Raw genomic sequence first — 11344 nt, 5'->3', positions numbered from 1 at the left:
GATGTTTTCCGACGCGATCAGCTCGATCTCGTCGCGCTGACGGCCCAGTTCGGACGTGATCGAACCGAAAAGCTCAGGATCACGGTCCGACAAAGACTGGGTGAAAAAACCATCGATACGATTGGGGGCGTTCATGACGCTTTCCTCCTGAGCGGTCCGAGGCCCGACCCCATATAGAGGTCAGAGCAGAGAAGTGATATGCGGGCGGATCAGATCACGCGATCGCGCGGTTCGCGGCCTTCGAAAAAGTCGCTGAGGTTGTCCAACACCCGGAACCCCATCGCCTCGCGCGCCTCACGGGTGGCACTGCCGAGATGGGGCAGCATCACTAGGTTGTCGCATTGCAAAAGGTCGGGGTTGATCCGGGGTTCGCCGTCGAACACGTCCAGCGCTGCCCCTCCGATCATGTCGAAGGTCAGGGACTGAATCAGGGCGCGTTCGTCGATCACCTCGCCTCGGGCCGTGTTGATCAGGAACGCATCCGGTTTCATCAGATCCAGACGGCGCGCGTTTATCAGGTGCCGGTTTGCGGCCCCGCCGGGACAATGCAGCGAGACGAAATCGCATTGCGGCAGCAGATCATCCACGGTTTCGACCTGAATGGCATTGCACTGGGCCAGAACCTCGGGCGCGATTTTGCTGCGGTTATAGACAACGATCTGCATACCGAAGCCGTGATGGGCACGCCGGGCCATTTCCTGCCCGATGCGGCCATAGCCGATGATGCCCAGCACCTTGCCGCTGACCTTGGTGCCGATCAAATGCGTGGGGCGCCAGCCGGTCCAATTGCCGGCCCGCAGCTCGCGTTCCCCTTCGCCCGCGCGGCGCGCCACCATCAGCAGCAGGGTCATCGCGATATCGGCGGTGCATTCGGACAGCACGTCCGGCGTGTTGGTGACGGTCATGCCCAGCCCACGCACTGAGGGCTCGCAGATGTGACTGTAGCCTACGCCGTAATTTGCCAGGATTTTCGTCTGCACACCCGGAACGTCCAACGCCTCGGAGCTGAGCGTATCGGTCACAGTCGGCAGGACCGCATCATAGGATTTCAGCGCATGCCGGATTTCTGCCGGGGACATAGGCTTGTCCCCGGTGTTCAGCACGGTGTTGTAGTTCTCGGCCAGTTGCGCCTCGACGGCGGCAGGCCAGCGACGTGTGACAAAAACTGAGGGTTTGACCATCACGCAGCCTCCATCACGTGGGCGATCGTTTCACCGATCACCGCTGGGTTTTCGGCCACAGTCACACCGGCGGCCGACAGGATTTCAACCTTCTCACTGGCGCTTTCGCCAAAGGCCGAGATGATCGCACCCGCATGACCCATGGTCCGGCCTTTCGGAGCGGTCAGACCCGCAACATAGGCCACCACAGGCTTGGTGATGTGATCGCGGATGAACTCAGCCGCTTCGGCCTCCTGAGGGCCGCCGATCTCACCGATCATGGCGATGATGTGGGTGTCTTCATCCGCTTCGAAACGCTGCAGTATGTCCTTGAAGGACGAGCCGTTGATCGGGTCGCCGCCGATGCCAACGCTGGTCGAGACACCGATTCCACGCTCTTTCAACTGGGCCGCAGCCTCATAGCCCAGGGTCCCCGAGCGACCGATGATGCCAACATTGCCCGGCAGGTAGATATGCCCCGGCATAATCCCCAGCAGCGCTTTGCCGGGTGAGATGGTGCCCGCGCAGTTCGGCCCGGTCAGAACCATGCGCTTTTCCTTGGGATAGCGGTACATGTAGCGTTTCACGCGGATCATGTCCTGCGCGGGAATACCGTCGGTGATGCAGACACAATAGCGGATACCGGCATCTGCGGCCTCCATGATCGAGTCCGCCGCGAAGGGAGGCGGCACGAACACAAGGCTGGCATCCGCACCAGTGGCCTCAACCGCCTGCTTGACGGTGTCGAAGACCGGAACGCCTTCGACGGTTTCACCGCCTTTACCGGGAACCACGCCGCCCACTACATTGGTGCCGTAGTTCAGCATATCTTTGGTGTGGAACCGCGCCATACGGCCGGTGATACCCTGCACGATCACGCGCGAGTTACGATCGAGAAGAATGCTCATTACACAGCCCTCATCTTGGTGCCTTGGGTAAGGTCGTTGCGCCATGCGCCGACAGCGCGTTCGGCCGCCTCCATCAGAGTGGTGGCTCGGATGATCGGAAGGCCGGATTTGGCAAGGATCTTCTGACCCTCTTCCACATTTGTACCGGCCAGGCGCACGACGACAGGGATGTCGATATCCAGCTCTTTCAGCGCCTGTACGACGCCTTCGGCCACCCAGTCGCAGCGATTGATACCGGCGAAGATGTTCACCAGAATGGCCTGCACATTGTCGTCCGACAGAACCAGACGGAAAGCTTTAGCCACACGCTCGGGAGAGGCGCCGCCACCGATATCGAGGAAGTTCGCAGGCTCTCCGCCAGCCAGTTTGATCGTGTCCATGGTCGCCATCGCAAGACCGGCGCCGTTGACGATGCAGCCGATATTTCCGTCGAGACCAACATAGGACAAGCCCCGATCTCCGGCGCGGCTTTCGCGCGGGTCTTCCTGGCTTTTGTCGCGCAATTCGGCGATCTGCGGGTGACGGAACAGGGCGTTGTCGTCAAAGCTCATCTTAGCGTCCAGCGCCAAAACGCGGTCGTCCCCTGTGATTACCAGAGGGTTGATCTCGACCATGGTGGCATCCAGATTGCTGAAGGCGGCGTAGCAGCCCTGCAGCGTGCGGACCATGTGCTGGATCAGCTTAGGCTCCAGCCCCAGTTGGAACGCGATTTCACGGGCTTGGAACTCTTGAAGACCCACTGCGGGTTCAACGATCGAACGCACGATGCTGTCCGGGCGTTCAGCCGAGATATCTTCGATCTCCATTCCGCCTTCCGAGGACGCAACGATCATGACCCGCTGGCTCGAGCGGTCCAGTACGAAACCCAGATAGATTTCGCGATCAATCGGCACCGCTGCCTCCACGTAGACGCGGTAAATCCCTTTGCCTTCGGGGCCGGTTTGATGCGTGACTAGCTTTCGGCCAAACATGTCATCACAGGCTGTGTAGATCTCGTTTTCGGTGTTGCACAGCTTGACCCCGCCGGCCTTGCCGCGGCCGCCTGCGTGGACCTGCGCTTTGACGATCCACTTGTCGCCCCCCAGTTCACGCGCCCGATAGGCCGCCTGTTCCGGGCTATAGGCCAAAGCACCGGGCGGCACTTCAACACCGAAATTCGAAAGTAGTTCTTTCGCCTGATATTCGTGAATATCCATCTGCAATCCTCCCGTTCTTGCAGTGAAATTAAGCAGCCATCGAAGTGCCGTAGCGGCTTTCCAGCAGGGCTTCGATTGCGTCCCGATCAATCTGCCCGCCCAACTCGCGCATTGCCTCGGCAAACAGGCGCACGATCCGGCTGACTGATTTCCGGTTCAACTGGTTGAGGATACCGATCCGCACCTGCACAGGCGCGCTGAGCGTGGGCCAGATGCCAAAACCGCGCGCACGGCAATTCTGCACCAACTCCATCTCGCGACCCGCAAGCTCCGGCGGCAGGTTCAGAACGATCAGGCTGGGCATGTCCGAGGTGACCTCGCACCCCAGTTCGACCACGGCATCGCGCAGGACGCGTTCGTGAATGCGGTAAGACGCTGCGCGCTTGGACAGCCCTTCCTGCAAGGTCAGACGCAGCGCCTCGTGGAAGGCGGCCACGGCATAGCCCGAATGCGTCCGGTGATAGGTGCCTTTTTCGACGTCCTTGCCGTCGACGATCCCCCAATGGCGAGCCTCGAAAATCGGGTTGTGCACATAGGTGTAGGCACCGCTGGTCTTGAGGCTGTCGATGAAGGCATCGGTGAAGCTAACCGGAGCGTAGGTCAGCGGCAGGCAGCACAGACCTTTCTGCGGGCAAGAGGCCCAACCCGCGATGCCGGGGTAGTCGTCGATCGAGAAGTCATCCACCCCCAGCGACGACACCGCGTCGATCAGACCCATCGCGCCGTGACGCTCGCACGCATCCGAAAAGCCGCGAATGTCGTTGATCCGACCGGACCCGGTTTCCCAATGCGCCATGAACGCCCATTTGGGATTGTGCTCAGCCAGGGCTGCTTCGACGATTTCTCCGGTGACAGACTGGCCATGCGGAACCTCGATCACGGTGACGCTGGCAGCTTGCGGGTCAAGCGGATTGGCTGCGTGTTCGGCGGGCGTCGCCGCCTTGATCCGCAGGGTCAGCGCATCAATGCCCGAGAATGTGCCGTTGGCAAAAGCCACAACCTTGTCGCCCGGCATGACGGCCGAGAACATAGTGTCCAGCGCGCTCCAACCCGTGCCGGCGACGGCAAAGGTATAGGCGTTCTGCGTGCCCCAGATTTCGCGCAGCATATGCTTGCACTCGATCATTCCGCGCAGAACATCGCCCTGCATGTGATCAGCGACCCCTGCCCCCGCAAAGGCTTGCAGCACGCGGGCATCCGTGTTGCCGGGTCCAGGACCCGCTGCAAGGGTCTCGGGGATTTCGAGCGGAGGGAAAATCTGGAAAGTCATTGTGCGGCTTCCTCGGCTGTTTCTCAGGCTCAGCGGCCCGTTTGGTTGAGTTGCCGTGTAGAAAACGTGGTCTTGCCAGATCACGCAACGTAACTTACTACTGATTTAGCATGCCTAATAGGATGGGATATTACCTACCCAAAGGTGTAAAAATACGATAGTATACCAAAAACGTACCCACCCATTTGGGTAGTTTTTGAGCTTTAAGGGCAAATTCATATGGCTGAAGCTCCATCAAAGCCCATCGACGTCATGCTGGCAGACGGCAACCCTCTGGTCCTATCGGCGATGTCGGAGATCTTTGAACGCGACCCGCGATTCTCATTGGTTGCGACTTCGGCCACGGCCGAGGGGTTCCTTGGTACGGTCATGCGGGTGCCTGTTCAGGTCGGTGTGGTGGACTGGACATTGCCCGCCCTTGGCGCTGCCAAACTGATCGAGGTGCTGCGCGATCAGGCCAGCGCACCGCGCTTCGTGGTCTATGGCGATGCCAATGCCGACGTTCCACGACTTGCGATGCAGGCCGGGGCTGCCGGGTTTGCCGCACGCTCGGGCGAGGTCGAAGGGCTTCTGGACACCTGCGAGAAGGTGGCCGCGGGCAAGATGGTGTTTCCGTTCATCGACGTCAGGAAAATGCAGCAGGACCCGATCGAAAGCCTGTCGCGCAAGGAACGCACCATCCTCGAGGCGTTGGCGCAGGGCATGTCCAATCGCGAACTTTCAAAAGAGCTCGAGATTTCGACGAACACCGTGAAGTTCCACCTTTCGAACATCTACGACAAGCTGGGCGTCAAAAACCGGACCCAAGCCATTGCACAATATTATGCAACGCGGATGCAAAGGGACTGATGCGGCCTGCAATCTGGTAAAACTCGGGGTTTCCGGGCATGCTTTGGTTTCACACCCGCAGCCGGAGGACCTCCAATGCCGCAATATAATGACATGTTCGAACTCTCCATCGAGGATATGGAATTGATCGAACAAGCCCTGCGACAGGCGATGGCCTCTTATTCCATTGAGGCGAACGAGACCAACGAAGACACCATCCGCCGGATGCATGATCTTCTGGGCAAGCTGCATGATCAGAAGATTTTCTATCGCCCAAAGACCGGCAGCTACATCGGCGGTTGATCCGCGCTTTGCAGACTCCTCAAAAACAGAATAAACCGTTTGCAAACTTATGAAATCAGAGGCGACGCAGTATGAGCTACCTTGGCATTGATCTGGGAACGTCCGGGCTGCGCGCCCTGCTCTTGGCTGAAGACGGCAGTGTGCTCGGATCGGCAGAGCATTCCTGCACGTCCGAACATAAACATCCCGGCTGGAGCGAACAGGACCCCGCCGAATGGATCGCGGCGCTAGAGGGGGCGGTTGCCACGTTGCGGGACGCCTATCCTGAATTCAACGATCTGCGAGCCGTCGGCGTGGCGGGCCACATGCATGGCGCAACGCTTCTGGATTCCGCAGGTGACGTGATCCGGCCCTGTATTCTGTGGAACGACACGCGCGCGGATGCCGAGGCCCAGCATCTGGACGCCCTCCCCGGTATTCGAGAGATTTCGGGCAATATCGTTTTCCCCGGCTTTACGGCCCCCAAACTGCTCTGGGTCAAGGAACATGAACCGGAAAACTTCGCCCGTATCGCGAAAGTTCTGCTGCCTGCGGCCTATATGAACTACTATCTGACAGGCGATTACGTCGCTGACATGTCAGACAGCGCTGGCACGTCCTGGCTGGACGTCTCGCGCCGCGCGTGGTCGGAGGAGCTGTTGACCGCTGGGCAAATGTCGGACTCTCAGATGCCCCGTCTGGTCGAAGGCTGCCAGCCCGCAGGTATCCTTCGCGCCGATCTTGCCGGCCGTTGGGGTCTGCGCAATAACGTCACGGTCGCAGGCGGTGCCGGAGACAACGCCGCGGCTGCCTGTGGTTTGGGTGCTCTGAACGAAGGAGACGGGTTTATTTCGCTTGGCACCTCCGGAGTGCTGCTGGCTGCGCGCGATGGCTTCCACCCCGATCCCGCCTCGGCATTGCACACGTTTTGCCATGCAGTGCCCGATCGCTGGTATCAGATGGGCGTTATGTTGTCTGCAACCGACAGTTTGAATTGGCTGGGCCAAATCACTGGCCAAAAACCCGCCGACCTGACCCTCGCACTGGGCGACGAGCTACGTACGCCGGGGCGCGTTCAGTTCTACCCTTACCTCTCAGGCGAGCGCACCCCGCACAACGACGCCAACATTCGCGGCGGCTTTACCGGGCTGGGAAAAGACACCGACAAGAGCGATCTGACCTGCGCCGTACTTGAGGGGGTCGCCTATGGTCTGAGCGACTCTTATGACGCGCTGGTGCAGACTGGCGCACGGATTGATCGGCTGATCGGCATCGGCGGCGGTACAAAATCGCGCTACTGGGTCAAGCTGATTGCAACTGTTTTGAACGTGCCAATCGAGCTGCCTCAGGACGGAGAGTTTGGCGCTGCATTGGGTGCCGCGCGTCTTGGCCAGATCGCAGAAACCGGAGCGTCTCCCGAAGACATCCTGACCCCTCCCAACATCCGCGAACGCGTTCTGCCCGACGGCAGCAAAACCGCAGATTACGAGGCAGCCAAGGCACAGTTCAAAGCCGCCTATGGACCTCTTCGGCAGATCTCCTCGCGGGATTGATAGTCCGGCCGTCGCGCGGTGACGGCCCGAGCCGCTCACACCCTCTGGCGACATCTGGTTTTTGCCAGTCCAGCGCATGATATGTTAATGTAAAGGGTGCGTGGCCCTCATCCGACGCGCCTGTTGCAGGCTTTCTTTCGGCATTTTGAACTCTCATTTCCCGAGGGCCACCGCGCCACAAAGATCAATCAATTTGATCCGTCTGGGCAGAGCTGATCACGGATCGGACGCAGACCTGCCCCCAGAAAGGACTATCGATATGTATAGCATAATCGCGACCTGGTATTTGAAACCCGAACAGGAGGCCGAGGGGATCGCAGCCCTCAAGCAACTGGCCCAGGATGTGAAGCAGGAAGAGGACACCTGGGGCTACCTCATCCACACAGGCGGCGAAAACTCGGCTCCGCCCTGCAGTGACGGCACAGTCGTTTTCATCGAAATCTACAAGAACTTCCAGGCTTTTCTGGACCATGTGAACGGCCCGATCTTTACCGCATTCAAAAAAGACCATGGGCAGCTTTTTCAGCCCATACCCGGCTCTGATAGCCCTTTCTTTCTGGTCGAAAACATCGACAGAATTGGGGGGTTTCTGCGCCCGCAGGCGGGGTCTTAACTACCGTGCCAGCCCGCACCAGTGAGTAACCCTTTGCGGGCGTGCAAAACCCGCGCACAATTCATGGGCGACGAATTGTAGATTTTGTGATACTAAAGAACGCGAAATTGTTTCTTTGTTTCATATTCGGCGCAATTTCAGCGCTCAGGGGCAGCCATTTTGGGACGTCCGAATGTCAATTGCAGCAAATGCGGCGCGGCCAATCATGCCGGGTCCAACTTTTGCCACGGCTGCGGCAATGCACTGACCCTAGCCTGTGGATCCTGCGGCGCGTCAGCGATGGCGCACGCAAAGTTCTGCACCGCTTGCGGGGCTGCTCTGCTGGGTCAGGACAGTCCCCCACCGGCTGCCCCATTGCCCTCTCCCAAGGACGCACCTGAAGACGTGGCCGAACGTCGCCAACTGACCGTCATGTTCTGCGATCTGGTGGGGTCGACGGCCCTGTCCGAAAGGCTCGACCCCGAGGATTACCGCGAACTGATCACGCAATACCGCGAGCTGGTTGGCCGGACCGTCACCAAGTTCGGCGGCGAGATTGCCAACTATGCCGGAGACGGTGTGGTCGCCATCTTCGGCTATCCCACCGCGCAGGAACTCAGCCACTACTCCGCCGCTCTTTGCGCGCTTGAGATCGCGGGCGCTGCGCGCGACGGAAATGCCGGACTGACGGACAAGTCGGTTTCGACAAATGTGCGGATCGGGATCCATACTGGACCTGTGGTGGTGGGCACGGCGGCAGGCACATCAAGCTCGGAAAAGGTCTGGCTGTTTGGCGATACACCGAATGTGGCGGCGCGGATTCAGGCTGCCGCAGATGTGGGCCAGGTGGTTGTCTCGGAAGTGACACGCAGACTTATCGGAGAGCGCCTGGATTTCACCTCGATCGGCAGCCCGCCCTTGGCAGGCGTCAGCACACCGTTGCAGCTCTACGTGGTCGGGCCAAAGATTTCCGGCTTTGAAACCGGACGCAAAGACTTCGCGCACGACAAGACACCCACCATCGGGCGCACAGCCGAAATCGCTCTGGTCCAGTCCAGATGGGACGGCGCGCTGGACGGAGAGGGGCAGGTTCTGCTGCTGACCGGCGACGCGGGTGTAGGCAAATCCAAGATCGCCTTTGGCCTCAAGGACAAGCTAACCGACGAGGACTCCACCCAGTTCACTCTGTTCGGATCACCATTGCATCAAAGCAGCGCGTTTTTCCCGATCAAGAATGCGCTGACGACGCTGACGGGCATGCTGCCCAATGCGCCTCCCGGGGAAAGCCGGGACAAAGTCACCCGCTTTCTGACCGATCTGAACCTGGATTCTGAAACCTGCGCCGCGCCCATCCTGCGCCTGATGGGGCTGGAAGACAGCACCTCTCTGGTCGCGCCGATGGGGCCCGAGCGGGAGAAAGGTGCGTTGATCGAGGCGCTTTTGCAATTGTGCGCGGGGCTGGAACAGCACCAGCCGCTATTGCTTCTGCTCGACGATGTGCATTGGTTCGACGCCTCGACGCTGGAATTCGTCAACGGATGGATCGAACAGGTGTCGAACCGCCGCTGCCTGATCCTGATGACCGCTCGGACCGAGTTCCAATCGCCATGGCGCAACCAGTCCCATGTCACAAGCCTGGAGCTCAATCGGCTTGTACGCCGTGACATCTATAAACTGGTTGAAAGCATCTCGGGCGTGCGGCCGTCGCCGGAAGTTCTCAGTCAATTGGCCGACCGCACGGATGGTGTGCCTCTATTCGTCGAAGAGCTGACCAAGATGGCGATGGAATCCGGTCTCTTGGTCAACCGCGGCCAGAGTCAGGCCGAATTGTCCATGGCGATCCCGGAATCGCTGCAGGATTCGCTGATGGCCAGATTAGACCGTTTGTCGGCCAGCCGCGAGATCGTTCAGGTCGCCGCAGCAATCGGCCGAAACTTTGAGCGCAAGCTGCTGTCCGAGGTTCTGGACTGGACTGAAAACGACATCACCGAAGCGCTGAACCAGCTTCTTGAAACCGAGCTGATCGTGCCCGCGGGCCAGCCGGGTACAGCAGATGCCTACCGGTTCCGCCATGCCTTGGTCCAGGATGCCGCGTATCAATCCATGCTGCGCTCGACAGCCTCAAGATGGCATGGCCAAATCGCTGCAGTTCTTGAGGAGAAATACGCCGAAACAGTCGCGCGAGAGCCTGAAATTCTGGGCCATCACTACTGGCGTGCCGGCAATTACCCTGCCGCCGAGGGCAAGCTGATGACCGCCGCGCGGCAGGCATTGGACCACTCGGCGAATGTCGAGGCGATCACCCATTTGCAGCATGCTTTGGAATGCTTGCAGGAAATGCCGCAATCGCAGGAACGCGACCGGCGCGAAATAGACATGCAGATCATGATCGCCGTGCCTCTGGCCTTCGTTAGGGGCTATGCGCATAAGTCGGTTCTGTCGGCCTATGCGCGGGCGCAATCCCTCTGCCGCGAGTATGGTGAGACAGAGCGGCTGTTCAAAGTGGTCTACGGGCAGTTCCGCTCGACCATGTTGGGCGGAGAATATGAGATCTCGAAACAGAATGCAGACCGGCTGGTCTCGCTTTGTCAGGATTTATCGAGCCCGCTGACCATTGTCTCAGCCGAACGTTCAATGGGATCGCTGCAGACCTATCTGGGCCATCCCAAGGACGCGTTGAAACATCTTGAGGCCGGGCTTGAGGTCAATCTGTCCATCGAACATCGCTTCATGGGTCTCGATTTCGATGTGGTTGACCTTGCAGTTGCCCTTCAGGGCTATCGCGCGCTTTCCTACTGGCTGTCAGGCGACGAATCCAGTGCCCTGACAGCGATCAAGGCAGCGCTGGTCCATGCCGAAGAAACCGCGCACCCGTTCAGCCAGTCCTTCGCCAATGCTTTCCTTGGATGGATTTCCCATTTCCGGGGCGATGAGGCGACGGTTCAAGACAGTTCAGCCATTTTGATCGCCCTGTCCGAGGAATATTCTTTCCAGTTCTGGCGCGGTTGGGCGCGGGTCATGAATGGCTGGGTGCGCCGAAGCACAGATGGTGAAAAGGCCTTAGAAGAGATCGCCCTGGGCCTGCGCGAATGGCGCGATACCGGTTGCCGCCTTGGTCTGAGCTTCTTCCTGTGCCTCTACGCCGACGCGGCCATTCTGCACGGCAAACTGGAACTGGCCGAGGAACTGTTGGACGAAGCCGAAGCCTTCGCCAACGACAGCGGTGAGAAGTTCTGGATTGTCGGCCTGACCTGCCTGCGCGGTCGGTTGGCGTTGGCCCACGGGGAAGACAGCGCCGGGATCGACCACCTTAAAGACGCTGCCATGGTGGCGTTGCAGCTTGGCCATTACGGCCCGCTTTTGCATGTCATTCGGGAATTGGCCGAGCTTGAGACCTCGTCAAACTGCCTTGGTGAGATCTCGAAGGCCGTGGCCGCCGACAAGACCAAGGCACCCGCGCTGGTCGAGGCAAAAGCCATTTTGAAAACCCTAAAAACAAAACAGCCGGAGGCATGATCGGGCGGAATTTGAGCAAGTAGAATTGTCACAGCCAGT

General features: G+C 59.5%; 9 protein-coding genes and 1 pseudogene. 5 read left to right on the top strand and 5 right to left on the bottom strand.

Features of this window, described 5'->3' with window-relative positions:
• From glyA to ACR0C3_RS20670, 5 genes and pseudogenes are all read right to left on the bottom strand, one after another.
• Positions 1 to 135 (bottom strand): annotated as a pseudogene (gene glyA / locus ACR0C3_RS20690) (serine hydroxymethyltransferase); the annotation flags it as partial.
• A gap of 74 nt (positions 136 to 209) precedes the next feature.
• On the bottom strand, positions 210 to 1181 hold the full coding sequence (locus ACR0C3_RS20685; RefSeq protein WP_480760296.1) for a 2-hydroxyacid dehydrogenase: 972 nt from the start codon (positions 1179 to 1181) through the stop codon (positions 210 to 212).
• Positions 1181 to 2068, bottom strand: coding sequence for a succinate--CoA ligase subunit alpha (sucD, locus tag ACR0C3_RS20680; RefSeq protein WP_480760295.1), 888 nt, complete (start codon positions 2066 to 2068; stop codon positions 1181 to 1183). The genes ACR0C3_RS20685 and sucD overlap by 1 nt, the downstream gene beginning before the upstream one ends.
• Positions 2068 to 3264 (bottom strand): malate--CoA ligase subunit beta, encoded by a 1197-nt coding sequence (locus tag ACR0C3_RS20675; RefSeq protein ID WP_480760293.1) that lies wholly within the window; start codon positions 3262 to 3264, stop codon positions 2068 to 2070. The genes sucD and ACR0C3_RS20675 overlap by 1 nt, the downstream gene beginning before the upstream one ends.
• A 28-nt stretch (positions 3265 to 3292) precedes the next feature.
• Positions 3293 to 4534: an aminotransferase class V-fold PLP-dependent enzyme gene (locus ACR0C3_RS20670; RefSeq protein WP_480760292.1), complete on the bottom strand. Its 1242-nt coding sequence runs from the start codon at positions 4532 to 4534 to the stop codon at positions 3293 to 3295.
• Between the two features lie 219 nt (positions 4535 to 4753).
• Between ACR0C3_RS20670 and ACR0C3_RS20665 the strand changes: the two genes are divergently transcribed.
• From ACR0C3_RS20665 to ACR0C3_RS20645, 5 genes are all read left to right on the top strand, one after another.
• The gene (locus tag ACR0C3_RS20665) at positions 4754 to 5383 is read left to right on the top strand and encodes a LuxR C-terminal-related transcriptional regulator (protein ID WP_480760291.1); all 630 of its coding nucleotides are present in this window, start codon (positions 4754 to 4756) and stop codon (positions 5381 to 5383) included.
• 75 nt (positions 5384 to 5458) lie between these two features.
• Positions 5459 to 5665, top strand: coding sequence for a hypothetical protein (locus ACR0C3_RS20660; protein WP_170473656.1), 207 nt, complete (start codon positions 5459 to 5461; stop codon positions 5663 to 5665).
• 71 nt (positions 5666 to 5736) lie between these two features.
• Positions 5737 to 7197: a xylulokinase gene (gene xylB, locus ACR0C3_RS20655; protein ID WP_480760289.1), complete on the top strand. Its 1461-nt coding sequence runs from the start codon at positions 5737 to 5739 to the stop codon at positions 7195 to 7197.
• 259 nt (positions 7198 to 7456) lie between these two features.
• A complete protein-coding gene (locus ACR0C3_RS20650) occupies positions 7457 to 7810 on the top strand; it encodes a putative quinol monooxygenase (RefSeq protein ID WP_480760288.1) in 354 nt (117 codons plus the stop codon).
• Between the two features lie 159 nt (positions 7811 to 7969).
• Positions 7970 to 11305 (top strand): adenylate/guanylate cyclase domain-containing protein, encoded by a 3336-nt coding sequence (locus ACR0C3_RS20645; protein WP_480760287.1) that lies wholly within the window; start codon positions 7970 to 7972, stop codon positions 11303 to 11305.
• Positions 11306 to 11344: the final 39 nt, after the last annotated feature.

This window comes from Ruegeria sp. CK3 (assembly GCF_056536565.1).
This window is presented reverse-complemented; position numbering and strand designations above follow the sequence as displayed.

Excerpts from the sequence above, each read along its gene's own strand:
- ACR0C3_RS20685 (WP_480760296.1), bottom strand. The coding sequence starts at position 1,181 with ATGGTCAAACCCTCAGTTTTTGTCACACGTCGCTGGCCTGCCGCCGTC.
- sucD (WP_480760295.1), bottom strand. The coding sequence starts at position 2,068 with ATGAGCATTCTTCTCGATCGTAACTCGCGCGTGATCGTGCAGGGTATC.
- ACR0C3_RS20675 (WP_480760293.1), bottom strand. The coding sequence starts at position 3,264 with ATGGATATTCACGAATATCAGGCGAAAGAACTACTTTCGAATTTCGGT.
- ACR0C3_RS20670 (WP_480760292.1), bottom strand. The coding sequence starts at position 4,534 with ATGACTTTCCAGATTTTCCCTCCGCTCGAAATCCCCGAGACCCTTGCA.
- ACR0C3_RS20665 (WP_480760291.1), top strand. The coding sequence starts at position 4,754 with ATGGCTGAAGCTCCATCAAAGCCCATCGACGTCATGCTGGCAGACGGC.
- ACR0C3_RS20660 (WP_170473656.1), top strand. The coding sequence starts at position 5,459 with ATGCCGCAATATAATGACATGTTCGAACTCTCCATCGAGGATATGGAA.
- xylB (WP_480760289.1), top strand. The coding sequence starts at position 5,737 with ATGAGCTACCTTGGCATTGATCTGGGAACGTCCGGGCTGCGCGCCCTG.
- ACR0C3_RS20650 (WP_480760288.1), top strand. The coding sequence starts at position 7,457 with ATGTATAGCATAATCGCGACCTGGTATTTGAAACCCGAACAGGAGGCC.